General features: G+C 75.6%; 12 protein-coding genes. 6 read left to right on the forward strand and 6 right to left on the reverse strand.

Annotated elements, in window-relative coordinates; genetic code table 11:
• The first annotated feature begins 100 nt into the window (after nt 1–100).
• The 5 genes from ACIQ9P_RS33870 (at nt 101) to ACIQ9P_RS33890 (ending at nt 7,006) form a co-directional block, all read left to right on the forward strand.
• Nucleotides 101–2,215: a TerD family protein gene (locus ACIQ9P_RS33870; RefSeq protein ID WP_402365170.1), complete on the forward strand. Its 2,115-nt coding sequence runs from the start codon at nt 101–103 to the stop codon at nt 2,213–2,215.
• 227 nt (nt 2,216–2,442) lie between these two features.
• Nucleotides 2,443–2,601, forward strand: a complete 159-nt coding sequence (locus tag ACIQ9P_RS33875; RefSeq protein WP_402365077.1) for a hypothetical protein — start codon at nt 2,443–2,445, stop codon at nt 2,599–2,601.
• A 62-nt stretch (nt 2,602–2,663) separates the two neighbouring features.
• A complete protein-coding gene (locus ACIQ9P_RS33880) occupies nt 2,664–4,940 on the forward strand; it encodes a heavy metal translocating P-type ATPase (protein WP_402365172.1) in 2,277 nt (758 codons plus the stop codon).
• Nucleotides 4,937–5,446 (forward strand): copper chaperone PCu(A)C, encoded by a 510-nt coding sequence (locus ACIQ9P_RS33885; protein ID WP_402365078.1) that lies wholly within the window; start codon nt 4,937–4,939, stop codon nt 5,444–5,446. The genes ACIQ9P_RS33880 and ACIQ9P_RS33885 overlap by 4 nt, the downstream gene beginning before the upstream one ends.
• A 339-nt stretch (nt 5,447–5,785) precedes the next feature.
• The gene (locus tag ACIQ9P_RS33890) at nt 5,786–7,006 is read left to right on the forward strand and encodes a hypothetical protein (RefSeq protein ID WP_402365080.1); all 1,221 of its coding nucleotides are present in this window, start codon (nt 5,786–5,788) and stop codon (nt 7,004–7,006) included.
• 115 nt (nt 7,007–7,121) lie between these two features.
• On the opposite strand, the gene ACIQ9P_RS33895 is transcribed toward ACIQ9P_RS33890, so the two are convergent.
• A complete protein-coding gene (locus tag ACIQ9P_RS33895) occupies nt 7,122–8,168 on the reverse strand; it encodes an Acg family FMN-binding oxidoreductase (protein ID WP_402365082.1) in 1,047 nt (348 codons plus the stop codon).
• 1,071 nt (nt 8,169–9,239) lie between these two features.
• Nucleotides 9,240–10,112 (reverse strand): universal stress protein, encoded by an 873-nt coding sequence (locus tag ACIQ9P_RS33900; RefSeq protein WP_402365083.1) that lies wholly within the window; start codon nt 10,110–10,112, stop codon nt 9,240–9,242.
• A gap of 779 nt (nt 10,113–10,891) precedes the next feature.
• On the opposite strand from ACIQ9P_RS33900, the gene ACIQ9P_RS33905 reads away from it, so the two are divergent.
• A complete protein-coding gene (locus tag ACIQ9P_RS33905) occupies nt 10,892–12,589 on the forward strand; it encodes a GAF domain-containing protein (RefSeq protein WP_402365174.1) in 1,698 nt (565 codons plus the stop codon).
• Between the two features lie 501 nt (nt 12,590–13,090).
• Here the strand turns inward: ACIQ9P_RS33905 and ACIQ9P_RS33910 are convergent.
• From ACIQ9P_RS33910 to ACIQ9P_RS33925, 4 genes are all read right to left on the reverse strand, one after another.
• Nucleotides 13,091–13,468 (reverse strand): hypothetical protein, encoded by a 378-nt coding sequence (locus ACIQ9P_RS33910; protein ID WP_402365085.1) that lies wholly within the window; start codon nt 13,466–13,468, stop codon nt 13,091–13,093.
• 118 nt (nt 13,469–13,586) lie between these two features.
• Nucleotides 13,587–14,042 (reverse strand): pyridoxamine 5'-phosphate oxidase family protein, encoded by a 456-nt coding sequence (locus tag ACIQ9P_RS33915; RefSeq protein ID WP_402365087.1) that lies wholly within the window; start codon nt 14,040–14,042, stop codon nt 13,587–13,589.
• A 93-nt stretch (nt 14,043–14,135) separates the two neighbouring features.
• Nucleotides 14,136–14,882: a response regulator gene (locus tag ACIQ9P_RS33920; RefSeq protein WP_402365089.1), complete on the reverse strand. Its 747-nt coding sequence runs from the start codon at nt 14,880–14,882 to the stop codon at nt 14,136–14,138.
• 232 nt (nt 14,883–15,114) lie between these two features.
• Complete coding sequence (locus tag ACIQ9P_RS33925) at nt 15,115–15,558, reverse strand: nuclear transport factor 2 family protein (protein WP_402365091.1); 444 nt, start codon at nt 15,556–15,558, stop codon at nt 15,115–15,117.
• Between the last annotated feature and the right edge of the window lie 26 nt (nt 15,559–15,584).

Genomic DNA, 15,584 nt, shown 5'->3' on the forward strand with positions numbered 1-15,584 from the left:
TCCCTGCTGGCCGGACCGGGCACAGACCGACGGCACCACTCGCGGCTGCGCCCACGCCGACGGCACAGCCCTGCTCCTCTGGGGGACATTCGTGCAGGAAATGGTCAAGGGCGCCAACGTCGGACTCGCCGCGCTGAGCGAGGGCGACGGGAGCGTCGACGCCGTCACCGTGATCCTGGGCTGGAGCAGCCCGTCGGGCGACGGCGACGCGGACGTCTCGGTCCTCCTCCTCACCGACGAGGGCAAGGTCCGCGACAACGCCGACTTCTTCTTCTACAACAACCCCACCGCCGCGGACGGCAGCGTCCAACTGCTCGGCCAGAGCCCCACCGAGGTCGGTACCGAGGACCGCATCCAGCTCGACCTCACCGCCGTCCCGGACGGCATCGAGCGGCTGGTGATCGCCGCCAGCAGGCACCAGCGGGCGCCGTTCGGGCAGTTGGACAACCTCCGACTCGAACTCGCCGACCTGGGCGGCGAGCGGCTGCTCGGCTTCTCCATCACCGACGCCGAGTCGGAGAGCGGCTTCGTGTTCGGCGAGATCTACCGCCGCAACCAGGAGTGGAAGTTCCGCGCCATCGGCCAGGGCTACGACACCGGCCTCGCGGGCCTCGCCACGGACTTCGGGATCGAGATCGAGGACGACGCCGCCGAGGAGGCCGCCGACGCAGAGACCGCCGACGACGGCCTCGCGGCGGACGAGGCAGCGGGCACGGCGGCGGGGGCAGCCACAGCCACGAAGGCCCTGGACACCCCCGCCGCCGCCACCACCGAACCACCGGTGACGACCCCCGCTCCGGCCGATGGTCCGACCGCCGACAGTCCTCCGGCCGCAGTCGGGCCCGAAGCCGCCGCACCCGGCGCCGACACCGACACCGCTGCCGACGTTGCCTCTTCCGCGCCCAAGCGGCTGCGCACGGCCAGGAAGAAGGTGACGCTCCCCAAGGCCGCCAAGCCCTCGCTCGCCGAGAACGACGCCTGGAACACCGCCCGGCTCTTCCCCGCCACCGCGCTCAACCGCGACCGCGAGCGCGAGGTCCGCGCCACCTCCGTCCTGCTCTCCGTGATGGCCCAGGTCCCGGAGTTCGGCCGACGGCTCACCGCCGCCTTCGGCGCCCCCGCCGGCCGGATGGAGACCTTCACCGAGGTTTCGCTCCCGCACGGGGAGACGCCCAAGCGGCCGGACGGCGTGATCCGCGTCGAGCGGGCCGGACGGCTCTGGACCGCGCTGGTCGAGAGCAAGACCAACGGCAACCCGCTGAAGGCCGACCAGGTCCAGGACTACATGGACATCGCCGCCCGGCGCGGCTACGAGGCGGTCATCACTCTCTCCAACGACGTCGCCCTCGAAGGCAGCCCGCTCGTCCAGGTCAAGATCGACGGTCGGCGCAAGCACAAGGTGCTGCTCGCCCATCTCTCCTGGGCCGAGGTCGCGTACCAGGCGAAGATGCTGATTCGGCACGAGGGCGTCGGCAATCCCGCGCACGCCTGGCTGCTCCAGGAACTGCTGCACTACCTCCAGCACGACAACTCCGGCTGCCACGGCTTCCAGAACATGGGCCCCGCCTGGGTGCCCGTCCGCAAGGGCATCGACGACGAGACGCTCGCCGCCGGAGACGAGCGCGCCACCCAGGTGGTGGAGAGCTGGGAACGGTTGGTCCGCCAGGTCTGCCTCCAGCTCGGCGGCGAACTCGGGGTCAAGGTGCTGCCCGTCCAGCGCACCCGGCGCGGCGAGGACGCCCGGGCCCGACGGACGGAGCTGGCCGACCGGCTGTGCGCGGACGGGCGGCTGGCCGCGGAGATCAGGATCGAGGACGCGCCCGGCACCATCGTGATCGCGGCGGACCTGCGGGTCGGCAAGCTGCGGACCTCCGCCGAGATCCCGGCCCCGGAGCAGGGCTACCCGCTCAGCTGGGCCAAGCGGCTGGTCCGTCAGCTCGCCGAGGCTCCGGCCGACCTGCACATCGAGACCCTCACCGACGGCACCGCCGCCGGCCCGCGCGGCACCCTGGAGAAGCTGCGGCCGGAGCCGGGCGACCTGCTGCCCAAGGACTCCGCCCGGATCACCGGCTTCCGGCTCTCGCTGACCAAGGGCATGGGGAGCACCCGGGGGAACGCCGAGAGCGGCTTCATCCGGAGCGTCGACGCCGCCGTGGAGCGCTTCCGCGCCGGGGTCCTGGTGCACCTCGACCAGCGGACGGCGCGCCGGCCGTAGTGCCACCCGGGGCCGGGGTGCGCGGGCCGCCGCGTGCCCCGGCCCCCGTCGCGCCCGGCGCCGCCGGGCACGGGACCGCCGGGAACGGGACCGCCGGGCACAGGACCGCCGGGCCGGTGCTGGGCCGGACGGGTGTGTGATCCGGGTCATTCGGGGTGCGCGGGAACCCGGCGGGGTGGGGGCACGACTGGTGGGGCGTGAGTGGGATGTCGCCGGGTGCCCGGCCGTTGAGTGTGCTCGCGGGGTTCGCCCTGCTGCTGGTAGTGGTGTTCGTCGTGGCGTTCGCGGTGGGTCGCGGCGCCGGGCCGGTGACGCCCGGGCTGACGCCCGGCGGCGGAGGCGGCGGGAAGGCCGGGACGGGCCACGTCATGGGGGCGGGCCGGTGAGGGCCGCCGCGGAGTCGGAGGAGTCCGAGGCGCTGGTGAGCACCGACCTGGCGGTCGGCGGGATGACCTGCGCGGCCTGTGTGAGCCGGGTCGAGAAGCGGCTGGCCCGGATCGAGGGCGTGAGCGCCGGGGTGAACCTCGCCACCGGGCGGGCCCGGGTGCTGCACCCGGCCGGGGTGGGCCTGGACGATCTGGTCGCGGCGGTCGAACGGGCCGGCTACACCGCCGAGTTGGCACCGCAGGGCGTTCCGCCCGCCGGTCCGGCGGCGGAGGAGGCCGGGGAGCGGTGGCGGCTGCTGGTGACGGCGCTGCTGGCGGTGCCCGTGCTGGTGCTGTCGATGGTGCCGTCCGCGCAGTTCCCGGCCTGGCAGTGGGTCTGCTTCGGGCTGGCGCTGCCGGTGGTGAGCTGGGGTTCGGCCGGGTTCCACCTGCGGGCCCTGCGGGGCCTGCGGCACGCGGCGGCGACCATGGACACCCTGGTGAGCCTCGGTGTGGTCGCCTCCTTCACCTGGTCGGCGTACGCGCTGCTGTTCGGCGGGGCGGGCGAGATCGGCATGCGGATGCCGTTCTCGCTGACCGCGGACGGCGGTGGCACCGCGCACGTCTACCTGGAGGCGGCCGTCGGGGTGCCGCTGTTCGTGCTGGCCGGGCGCCTGCTGGAGGGCAGGGTGCGGCGGCGCAGTGGTTCCGCGCTGCGGGCGCTGGCCGAGCTGGGCGCCAAGCAGGTGTGCGTCCGCGATCCCCGGACCGGCGAGGAGAGGATGCTGCCGATCGAACAGCTGCTGCCGGGACAGGAGTTCGTGGTCCGTCCGGGTGAACGGGTGGCCACCGACGGCCTGGTGGTGGAGGGCGGTTCGGCACTCGACCTGAGCCTGCTGACGGGCGAGTCGGTGCCGGTGGAGGTCGGACCGGGCGACCGGGTCGCGGGCGCCACCGTGAACGTCGGCGGCGCGCTCGTGGTGCGGGCGACGGCGGTCGGCGCGGACACCCAACTGGCCCGGATCACCGCGCTGGTGGCGGACGCCCAGGCCGGCAAGGCGCGGGCGCAACGGCTGGCGGACACCGTCGCCGGGGTGTTCGTGCCCTGTGTGCTGACGGTGGCGGTCTGCGTGCTCGGCTTCTGGCTGGGCGCGGGCGCCGACCCGCAGGCGGCGGTGACGGCGGCGGTCGCCGTGCTGGTGGTGGCCTGCCCGTGCGCGCTGGGTCTGGCGACGCCGACGGCGCTGCTGGCGGCGACCGGGCGGGGCGCCGAACTGGGCGTCCTGGTCCGCGGCCCGGAGGTGCTGGAGAGCCTGCGCCGGGTCGACACCGTGGTGCTGGACAAGACGGGCACGTTGACCACCGGCCGGATGGAGCTCGCGGCGGTGGCCGTGGCCTCCGGCGTGGGCGTCGACGAGGAGCGGGTGCTGCGGCTGGCCGGAGCCGTCGAGCACCGTTCGGAGCACCCTGTCGGGCGGGCCGTCGTGGGGGCGGCCCGAGCCCGGTGCGGCTCCGACCCCCTTCCGGTGGTGGCCGGTTTCGCGGCCACCACCGGAGTCGGGGTGTCCGGCGAGGTCGAGGGGATCCGGGTCCGGGTGGTCCGCCCGGACGAGGTCGCGACCCCGCTGCCGGCCGAGCTGGCGGCGGCGCTGGCGGACGCCTCGGCGGCGGGCCGCACGCCGGTGGTGGTGGAACTGGACGGACTCCCGGTGGCGGTGCTGGCGGTCGGCGACACGCTGCGCTCGGGCAGTTGGCGCGCCCTGCACCGGCTGCGCGGCATGGGCCTGGAGCCGGTGCTGCTGACCGGCGACGGCCCCGGGGCGGCGCGCGCGGTGGCGGCGGAGCTGGGCATCGAGCGGGTGCACGTCTCGGCCTCCCCGGAGCGCAAGGCGGAGGTGGTGGCCGAGTTGAGGGCCGCCGGGCGGACCGTCGCGGTGGTCGGCGACGGCGTGAACGACGCGGTGGCGCTGGCCTCGGCGGACCTCGGGGTGGCGCTCGCCTCGGGCAGTGACGCGGCGATCGGCGCGGCCGGGCTGACCCTGGTGCGCGGGGACATCGAGGCGGTGGTGGACGCCGTCCGGCTGGCCCGGCGCACCCTGGGCACGATCCGCTCCAATCTGGTGTGGGCCTTCGGCTACAACGTGGTGCTGATCCCGCTGGCGGCGGTGGGGCTGTTGAACCCGATGCTGGCGGCGGTGGCGATGTCGCTGAGCTCGCTGCTGGTGGTGGGCAACAGCCTGCGGCTGCGGACCTGGCGCCCGGGCCGGGGCGGCGCCGACGAACGCGGCGGCGGGGGCGGGGGCGGTGGTCGGGCCTCGCGGCCGGCCCGGACGCGGCGCCCGGCGGGTGCGGCGTGGTGAGCGGCCGGCCGAAGGCCGGGAACAGGGCCGTCGAGCGGCTGAAGGTGGCCGGACCACCGGTCGGGGCCGCCCTGGTGGCGCTGGCGCTGCTGTCCGGCTGGACGGCGATCGGCGGCGCGGGCACCGCACGGCCGGTCGAGGCCGGACCGGGCTGGCTGCTCCTGCCCACGGCGGGCGGGGTCCCGTCCACCGCGGCCTTCTTCACCGTCCGAAATCCCGGCGACATCCCGGACGAACTCACCGGAGCCAGCTGGCAGTTCGGTGGCAAGGTGACCCTGAAGCGCCACCTCCACCATGGCGCGGCGGGCACCTGGGCACCGGTCACGGCCCTCGAAGTCCCCGAGCGCGGCGAGCTCGCCATGTCCCCGGAGGACGCCGATCTGATGATCGTCAATCCCCCGCCCCTGAAGGTCGGCCAGTGGGTCGAGTTCACGCTGACCTTCCGCAACAGCCCCGACCTGCGGGTCGAGGCCGAGGTCCGCCCGCCCGGCAGCCGGCCCCAGTAGCGCCCACCCGGTAGCGGCGCCCACCCGGCAGCGGCGCCCACCCGGCAGCGGCGCCCACCCGGCAGCGGCGGCCCGGGCGTTCGACGCGCTTCGGGTCGGGGCGCCGCTCGACCCCCGCCCCGTCCTCGTACCCGTCCCGTCCCCTGACCGGTGCCCCCGGCCGGTGGGGGTGTCGGTCGGGGGCGGTAGTTTGTGGGCGGTCCTTCCCGGGGCCGTGGGAAATGCGGGTGCCCTCACCTGAGGCTTTGTGCTTCGCTGTGACGCATCGCCACGGCGCCGGTCGCGTCCGTACGCCCCACAGCCCTGCCCCGCACACCCAGGAGTCACCCCATCAGTACCGTGATACGCCGGTCCGCCCGCACCGCGCTCGCCGCCGCTGCCTGTGGCGCCGTCCTCGCCACCGGCGTCGCCGCGTGCGGCACCGTCCAGCAGTTGAGCGCGGCCGACAAGGTGTCGAAGGCGTTCAAGACCTTCGGCAGCGCCAAGTCCTTCAGCGCCAAGCTGTCGGTCGACGCCACCCCCGCCCAGATCGAGGCGTTCGGCGCGGCCACGGGCGAGGAGATCGACAAGGACAGCGCGGCCGCGCTGTCCGCCGTGAGCCTGGCGATCGCCTTCAGCGCGGACAAGCCGCTGAAGGACGTCAAGCCCTCGAAGAGCGCCGGCAGCGGTGCCGGGTCGGCCGCCGACCCGTCGGTCTCGGCCTCCTACACGCTCAGCGGAAAGGGCGGCGCACCGCTCCTGGAGCTCCGCCAGGTCGGCGGCAGGGCCTACGCGCGCGGGGACCTGGCCGGCTTCGCGCACCTCGCCGGTGAGAACGCCGCCGAGGTCGAGGGGCTCGCCGAGGGCCTGCCCGCCGTGCTGGGGAACGCGTTGAAGGGCCAGTGGGTCGCCTTCGACACGAAGACCGTCGAAGGCACGGCCGGCACCGGCGCGGCGGGCGGGAGCGCGAGCGCCGCGCCGACCCTGGCCCCGTCGGCCTCGGCGCACCTCGACGCGTCCCTGCGGAGCATCCTCACCCAGGACCTCTCCTTCGAGGACAAGGGCAAGCAGGACGGCAAGGACCGGATCACCGTCACCGCCCCGGCCCGCAAGCTGGCGGACGACCTGCTGAAGGCCGTCGAGCCGCTCGCGAAGGACGTGCCGAGCCTCGCCAAGCTGCCGAAGTCCGCCCCGACCGACGTGCCGGACCGCCCGCTGGCACTGGACCTCTACCTCGACGGCGGCGCGCTGTCCGCCGTGACCTTCGACCTGGCGCAGCTGGCGGAGAAGGCCGGTCCCGGCACGCCGCTGCCGCTCCGGATCGCGTTCGGCCACGACACCCCGGCCGTCCAGGCGCCCTCGGGTGCCACCGAACTGACCGCCGGGGACATCAGCGGCCTCTTCGACGGCCTCGCCGGCGGCGGCGCGGACGGCACCGGCGCGCCGGCCACGCCGCTCACCGACGCCCAGGTCAAGGAACTGACCCGGAACGGCGCCATGAACGAGGAGCAGGTGCGGCTGTACAACTCGATGGGCCTGGACTACCAGGACATCAAGGACCTCGCCGACCTGAAGTCCTGAGGTCCTGAAGTCCTTAGGTCCTCGGGTCCTGAAGTCCTGGGGCCCTGAGCGTCCGCCGAACCGGCCCCGGCCCCGACCCCGGCTCTGTCCGCGGTCGGGGCCGGGGCCGGTTCGGCTACACCGGTGGCGGGCCGGGGCGGGCCGACAGGTCCAGCACGTCCTCGACCGGGCGGCGCGGGGTGGCCTCGCCGGCCGGGCCGTAGCCCGTCCGCAGCACCAGCTGGACGTGGCCGGGCCCGGCCGCGGGGTCGCGCAGGCGCCAGCGCAGGTCGGGCCACTCCACCGGCTGGTGCCACACCGTCAGCCGCAGTCCGTGCACGGTGGCCAGCAGCCAGACCCGCTCCAGCGCCTGCCCCGCCCGGAGCCAGTCCGCCGGGCCGTCCCCGGGCGTACTCAGCGTGCACAGGCGGGGTACCTCCTCGAAGCGTTCGGACGGCCGCGCTGGCCCCTCGTGGTGCGGCGGCCGGCCCGCGTACTCGCGTGTCGGCACCCGGGCGCCGCCGTCCTGTGGGCCGAGCACCGCGTACGGCAGGCCGTCGACGGCGGCGGGCGCGGTCGGGTCGGCCCCGGCGTCCGGCCGGAGCCAGGACCGGGTCTCGGCCTGCCGCGCCGGGTCGTGGACGATCCGGTCCTCGGCCTCCGTGGTGACCGACCGCACCCGACGCACCCCGGCCTCGTCCAGAACGGCGAGGGTCACGCCCTCGCTCGCGGCGGCGGCGGCCAGCTCGGCGGCGACCGCCCCCGGGACCTCCCGGTCGGTGAACGGCCGCCGACTGGAGTGCCGCTCGGCGATCGCCGGGTAGAGGTCACGGCCGAACGACGCGGCGACGACGCCGACGGGATCCGCGGGCGCGGCGAGGTCCAGGACCGCGAGTTGCCGCGGGTCCGCCGGATCGGGCAGCAACCGGACGGCGCCCGCGCGGCCGAGCCGGGCGGCCGCGACGCGCAGATTGAACAGGGCCGCGCCCACCGCGACGTGCAGGGCGGCCCCGTTGGCGTCGGCGAGCGGCACGGCCCGGTTCTGATCCGCGTGGACCTCGACACCCCGGCCGTCGGGGGTCGGCCGGAAGCGCCACGGCTGGCTGTTGTGCAGCGAGGGCGCCGCGCCACCGGCGGCGGCGAGCATCCGCAGATCGGCCGGAGTGAGAGCTGACTCGGTCATGGTGATCCTCTCCTGGCCTCGGAACCCCGGGCCCCGGCCGCAACGGCCGCACGCCCCGGTACCCCCGAGCGTGCCCCGCCGCCGACCCCGCCGAAAGGGCCCAACGGCCCGCTTCCGCACCCGCGCCCCGGCACTGTCGGCGGCGGCGTCACGCTCCGTACCCGTCGTCGGACCGGGGGAGCACGACCACGCGTATCGACCGGTCGGAGGGCCGGGACCGGGGCGTCGTGCTCGAAACGGCCGAGCTCCGGACGGGCGGGCCCGTCCCCGTCCCCGTCCCCGTCCCCGGCCCCGGTCATCGAGCGCGTCCTGCCCCCTGGCGAGATCGCCGAGGTGGAGGCCCGGTACGGCGTCGGGCTCCCCGGCGGGTACCGGGTGTTCCTGGCCGAGGTCGGCACCGGCGGCACCGGCCCGGCGCTCACCCTCACCTCGTTGCGCCGGATCGACGGCCGCTGGGGTGGCCGCTGGGGCGGCCGCTGGGGGTGGATCCGGGACGACGACGAGGCCGTCCCTGCCCGCTCGACCCCGGCGCGCCGTTCGTCGCAACCGGCGACCGGGGCGCACGGCAGGGGGCAATCCACCGTACCGCCGGATACGAGCCCACCGGCCGGAGCGAGGAGGGAACCACCCGGTCGGCCACCTCGCCGGCACCTCGCCGACGACCGCGCCGCCTTCGGCGAGGCCGGCGACGAGTTCTGGCACCTGGAGCGCGGGCGGGGTGCGATCCGCATCAGCGACGACGGGTTCGGCATGACCACCTGGCTCGTCGTCGGCCCTCACCGGGGCGCGCTCCCGTCACCGGGGCTGCGCGCTCGACCCGCCCTTCGAACCGTCCGCCGACACCTTGGGCAACCGACGCGGTTTCGGGCCCTGGTACCTGGAGTGGCCGCAGCGGCGCGAGCGCACGGTCCGCCGATCGACGGCGGCCGCGGCGCCGCCCGGCCAGGACCGCCCGGAGAGTGCCGGGACCGGCCGGGTGGTGCCGGGACCGCCCGGCCGGTGGCGGGAGTCGGGCGTAGGCGTCAGGCGTCAGGCGTCAGGCGTCAGGCGTCAGGCGTCAGGCGTCAGGCGTCAGGCGTGGGGAACGACGGCGACCGGGGGGTGGGCGTGGTGGAGGACGGCGTGGGTGGTGCGGCCGAGGCGGGGGGCGAGGTCGTGCGGGCGGCGACGGCGGCCCACCACCAGCAGCACCGCGGCGGCGCTGTCCTCGACGAGGGTGCGGGCCGCTCCCAGCCGGACCTGTTCGACCACCTCGATGTGCGGGTGCCGGGCGCGGTGCTCGGCCAGGGCGGCGGCCAGCGCCTTCTCCTCGGCGGCCTGGAGCCGCGCCGTCTCGGTGCCGGACGGCAGGAAGCCGACCACCGCGAAGGCCGCCGGGAGGTCCCAGCCGTGGACCGCACGGACCCGGGCGCCGCGCAGTTCGGCCGCGCGGAAGGCGAAGTCGAGCACCGTGTCGCTCGGCGCGCCCGCGTCGACACCGACCACCACCTCGGGCACGGCCCCCGCGTCGGCCTCCGGCGCCGGCTGCCGGACCACCACGACCGGGACGGCCGCGCGGCCCGCGACCGCCATGCTCACCGAGCCGACCAGCAGCCCCTTGAAGCCGCCCAGGCCGCGCGAGCCGAGGACGAGCAGATCCGCGTCCGCCGGGTCCTCGGTGGCGGCGACCAGACCGTCGACGGCGGCGTCGAGCACCACATCGGTCTGCACGGTGAGGCCCGGATGCCGTGCGCCCACCTCCTCGGCCACGGCGGCCAGCATCCGCTGGGCGGTCAGCGGCAGGTCCTCGGGGTCGGCGAACGAGGCGCGCCCGTCGGTGAGCCAGGGCCAGGCGTGCAGCAGCCGCAGCGGGGCGCCCCGCCGGAGCGCCTCCCCGGCGGCCCAGTGGGCGGCGACGGTGCTCTCGGGCGAGCCGTCGACTCCGGCCAGGACTGCGGGCGTCATGGATGTTCCTTCCGCTGTGGGTCCGCGGTGCGGGGCGCACCGCGGGAGGGCACTGCCGGAGCAGCACGTCCGGGCGCCGATCGGGCCGCCACGATTGGCCACTCGACCAACAATTCAATTGGTCAAACGGCCAATTACCCGGGCGGGCAATTGGCCAGTTGACCAATTACTGAAGCAGTCACAGGCGGTCCAGGCTATTGGCCACTCAACCAATAGTGCTTCTCGCCAGGGCTGACGCACCGTCGGCACCCTCCCCCAACCCTGGTCGGCGGACCCGTCCGGCGACCAGGGGCCACAAGGCCCTGTCCGCCGGGCCTTAGGGCCTGGATCATGACTGGGGGACGCGGGAGGCGCGGGGAGTGGTTACCGACCGGCGCTCGGACGGCCGTACACACCTTTCCCCACCCGCTCGCGACCGACCCCGGCGTGCCCCGCGCATGCCTGCGGCACTACCGTGAATCCGACAAAGCACCTGATCGGACCATATGCCTGTCAGGCCGTCGGACTGCCTCGGGCGGTCCGGACCGGAGCAGCACGAACACACGAGGAGGACGCCGGTGGGCGGCGCGGAGGACACGCGGACGGGCACCGGCGGCGACCGGCCCGGAGGGGCGGCGGCCACCCCGCCGCCCGGCTGCCCCGCCCACCACCCGGGGCCCCCGCAGCAGTCCGGCCGGCCCCGACCGTCCGCACCGGTGGGAGAGGCGGCACAGGCCGGACAGGCCGGGCAGACGGGCGCGGCACCGCGGCCCCGTGCGTCGGCCGGCGCCGGCCCGCGGATCCCGCACCTGCGCCTGGACGAACTACTGGAGGAGCTCCAGTGGCGGATCGACGCGGCGCGCGGCACCCGGGACCGGGTGCACAGCCTGCTGGAGGCGGTGCTCGCGGTCGGCCGCGAACTGGACCTCGCCCAGGCGCTGCACCGGATCGTCGAGGCCGCCGCCGACCTGGTCGACGCCCGCTACGCCGCGCTCGGGGTGATCGGTGCGGACGGGCACTCGCTCTCGCAGTTCCTGACCGTCGGCCTGAGCCCCGGGGAGATCGAGGCGATCGGCCCGGAGCCGACCGGCCGGGGCATCCTCGGCGAACTGATCCGCGACCCGCAGCCGCTGCGCTGCCCCACCCTCTCCGAGCACCCGGCCTCGGCCGGGTTCCCGCCGAACCACCCGCCGATGCACACCTTCCTCGGAGTGCCGGTCCGGGTGCGCGGCGAGGTGTTCGGCAACCTGTACCTGACCGACAAGCGGGGCGGGCTGGACTTCGACGCCGACGACGAGGCGGTCATCTCGACCCTGGCCGTCGCGGCCGGGGTCGCCATCGACAACGCCCGGCTGTACGAGGAGGCGCAGCGTCAGCAGCGGTGGCTGCGGGCGAGCGCCGAGATCACCCGCAGCCTGCTCTCCGGTGCGCCCCGTCTGGAGGTCGTGGAGCTGATCGCGCGCCGGGCCCGGGAGATCGCCGGCGCCGAACTGGCCGATGTGTCGGTGGCGTCGGCCGATCCGAGCGAGCGGGCGGCCGAACTGACCGTGGAGGTCGCGCTCGGCGGGAGGTCGGAGGCGCGGCTCGGGGTGACGGTACCGGTGGACGGCACCCTCTCCGGCGCCGCCTACGCCTCCGGTTCACCGGCGACCAGCGACGAGTTGGAGCACGACGAGCGGTTCCCGGCGGGGCCCCCGGGGCGGTTCACCGGGCTGGGTCCGGCCGTCGCGGTGCCGCTGGGCACCGGCGAGGGGTTCGGGCGGGGCGTGCTGCTGCTGGCCCGGGCACCCGGGCGGCCGCCGTTCACGGCCGAGGAGACCGGACCGCTGCTGGGTTTCGCCGACCAGGCCGCGCTGGCCCTGGAGCTGGCGGAACGCCGCCGGGACGCCGAGCAGTTGACACTCCTGGAGGACCGGGACCGGATCGCCAGGGACCTCCACGACCTGGCCATCCAGCGGCTGTTCGCGACCGGGATGACCCTGCAGAGCGCGGGGCGGCTGATCGAGAGCCGGAATGCGGCGGACCGGGTGGGCCGGGCGGTCGCGGACCTGGACGAGACCATCAAGATCATCCGCTCGACCATCTTCGGCCTGCGCGCCCACAGCGAGCCCGACCGGGGCCTGCGCGCCCGCGCCACCCGCGCCGCCGGCGAGGCCCAGACCACCCTGGGCTTCGCGCCGCGGCTCAGCATGGAAGGGCTGCTCGACACGGATGTGCCGCGGGAGTTGGCCGAGCACGTCATGGCCGTCCTCGGCGAGGCCCTCAGCAACGCCGCCCGGCACGCCCGCGCGAGCCGGGTGGAGGTGGCCCTGCGCGCGGCCGGCGGCACGGTGACACTCACGGTGACGGACGACGGGGTGGGCGTCCCGTCCGCCGGGCGCCGCAGCGGGCTCCGCAACCTCGCCGAACGCGCCGAACGCGCGGGCGGCACCTTCGACGTCCGGTCCGCCGAGGACGGCGGCACCCGGCTGGTGTGGGAGGCCCCGCTGGGGCTGTGAGCGGCGGGGCCGCAGCCGCCGCCCACAGCGCCGCGGACCGCCTCGGACCGGCGGTCCCTGTGCTGCCATCGGCCCATGAGCCACTTCATGTGCGACATCACGGGCGTGACGGTCGACGAACCGGATCCGGCCACGATGGCGCGAGTGCTGGACGGTCTCGCCGGCGCGGACGACGAGCACCCCGATGTCCCGCTCTCCCACGAGAGCGGGTGGTGCCTCGGCGCGTTCCGCAGCGGACTCCTCCTCCGGGAGCGCTCGGAGGAGGAGGACACGCCGACCCCCGGGGAGATCGACGAGGTCGCCCGCGAGGAGATCCTCCGGCTCTTCGCCCTTCCGGCCGCGGGCGGCACCGCGCCTGTCCAGGCGCTGCCCTGGCGGCGCCGAACCGCTCTCGTGCCACCAACGGACACCGGGGCGGGCGCCGGGCAGAAGCAGCGCGGTGACGCCGGCGCAGCACCACCGAGCCCGGCGTCCGCGCGGGCGCCGTCCGGGCGCACGCACTCAGCCGCCGACGGGCTTCGCGAAGATCTTCACCGTGCCGACGGCGGCCGCCGTGGTCAGGGAGACATGGTCCGCGCCGGGGCCGCCGGCCGTGACGGTGAGGCACATCGGGGCGCCGAGCAGGGTGTAGCCCTCGATCCTGGTGATCGTGTAGCCGGGATAGCTCGCCTCGGTCCTGCTCCCCGCCACGACGCGGACCTGCATCAGCATGTCGCCCGGCTGGCGGGTGCCGACCTCGTTGCAGGCGGCCGCCCGGGGCGCGGCGGCGGTGACCGGGGCGGCTGCGACCGGAACAGCGGCCGCCGCCGGTGCCAGGGCCAGGACGGCGAGGGCGGCCGCGACCACGGGACGAGCACTTCGTGTACGCATGGCTGTCATGCGGCGATCGTCCACCGCGCCCCGCCCACGCGCGAGCGGACCGGGCGGCCGACTGCTCCGAACGCGCGGACTTCCGACGCGCGGACACCGGGTCCCGCCGCGTTCCCGCGCCCCGTCCTCAGGCGCTCCCGGGCCCGCGCTCCCAGGCCGCGTCAGGGGCCAGGTGGCGGCCGACGACCAGTTCGGGAACGATGCGGATCTCCGCGCGGACTCCCGCCCCCGGGGGCGCCCGGCGGACCTCCGCGCGGCCGAGGACGGTGACGCACCAGCCCGTGCCGTCGGCGCCGTCCACCTCGTCGGCCTCGAAGGCGATCACGGCGCCGTCGACGGCGCGGGCCAGTTCGGAGCCGGACGCCGTCGCGAGCAGGACGCCGCCGAGCGGGTCGAGCCGGAAGCGGACCGGGAGGACGGCCGGCAGGGCGTCGACCGTGTAGACCACACGACCCACTCCGGCGCCGCGCAGCAACTCCAGCGCGCGGGCCTCGTCGAGGCCGGACTCCGGCCCGGTGACTCCCGGCCGCCGCGCGACGGGCGACTCGACCTGCACGGACGCGGCTTCACGATCGGCGTTCATGCGAGCGATCGTCACCCGCCGGACGGGGGCGGGACGAGGGCCGATGGTCCCGCCGAGGGTCCCGCCCGGCCCGGCCGACAGTCGGGCCGGACCTCAGCCGCGCGTGCCGTGACCGAGGAGGCGCGCATGGTGGGCCGACCGCTCCGGCACCCGCTCGGCGGACGCCGACCGGCTCTGCTCGGTCGCGATCAGCGCGGCCTGGACGCGGCGCTCCACTCCCAGCTTGGCGAGCAGCCGGGACACATGGTTCTTGACCGTCTTCTCGGCGAGGTAGAGCCGTTCACCGATCTGACGGTTCGTCAGACCCTCGCCGATCAGCGCGAGCACCTCCTGCTCGCGGGCCGTCAGCTCGGGTCCCGTCGGGGCCGGCCGCTGGGGTTCGGCCTCGCTGCGCAGGCGGTTGAGCAGGCGGGTCGCGGCGCCCGGGTCGAGCATGGAGCGGCCGGAGGCGACCGTCCGGACGGCGGTGACCAGGTCGGTGCCGCTGATCTGCTTCAGCACATAGCCCGCCGCGCCCGCCATCACGGCGTCGAGCAGTGCCTCCTCGTCGTCGAAGGAGGTCAGCATCAGACAGGCCAGATCGGGCATCCTGGAGCGCAGTTCGCGGCAGACGGCCACTCCGTCACCGTCCCCGAGGCGCACGTCCAGCACGGCGACGTCGGGGCGGAGCGCCGGGACCCGGACCAGGGCCTGTTCGGCGGTGGCGGCCTCGCCGACCACCTCCAGGTCGGGTTCGCCGTCCAGCAGGTCGTGCACCCCTCGACGCACCACCTCGTGGTCGTCCAGCAGGAACACCCTGACCGGTGCCGGTGCGGCGGTACCGGTCGTCTCGCTCGCCATGTCGCGACTCCACCCTCTGCCTGCCCGGCACACCACACGCCGGGTCCACCGCATCATCCCCCGCGACCCGCGCCCGCCCCAGGGCCGAACGACCCCATTCCGGGCGGACGGGCAGCGGGCAGCGGGCGGACGGGCAGCGAACGGACGGCGGCGGACCGACGGGCAGCGAGCCGGGCCGGACAGGATCGGTCCGGTACGGTCCGATCCGGTCCGGTCCGCCGGGGCTCGCGCCCTACTCCGCCGGGCGGAGGGCGCCGAGCAGCCGCTCGACGGCGCCGAAGGCGACCGCACCGTCGAGCGGGTTGGTGTACACGCGGGACCAAGTGATCAGGCCGCCCCGGACCCGGGCGAACATCACCGAGTCGAGGGTGTAGCGCTTCCCGGTGGCCAGCACCTCGCCGTGCAGCCGGTACTCGGCGACGGCGAGTTCGGGATCGGTCGTGCCGTGCACGTCGATGTGGTCGACGGCGTCGAAGCGCTGTATCGCGGCCCCCCGCTGGAGGTGAGCGAGGAAGGCGTCCCGGCCCGGCTGCTGCTGCGGGACGCCGGGCGTCAGGTAGGGCAGCTCGAAGACGGCGTCGGTGGTGACCAGGTCGACCACCGCCAGGTCGGGGCCCTTGCCCATCAACTGGACGAACTGGTGCAGAACTTCGCTCGGGGAGGCGGTGGCGGTCATCGGACGTTCCTCTCGACGGGGCCGGG

The organism is Kitasatospora sp. NPDC094019 (assembly GCF_044764505.1).
In the GTDB taxonomy this organism is placed as follows: Bacteria; Actinomycetota; Actinomycetes; order Streptomycetales; family Streptomycetaceae; genus Kitasatospora.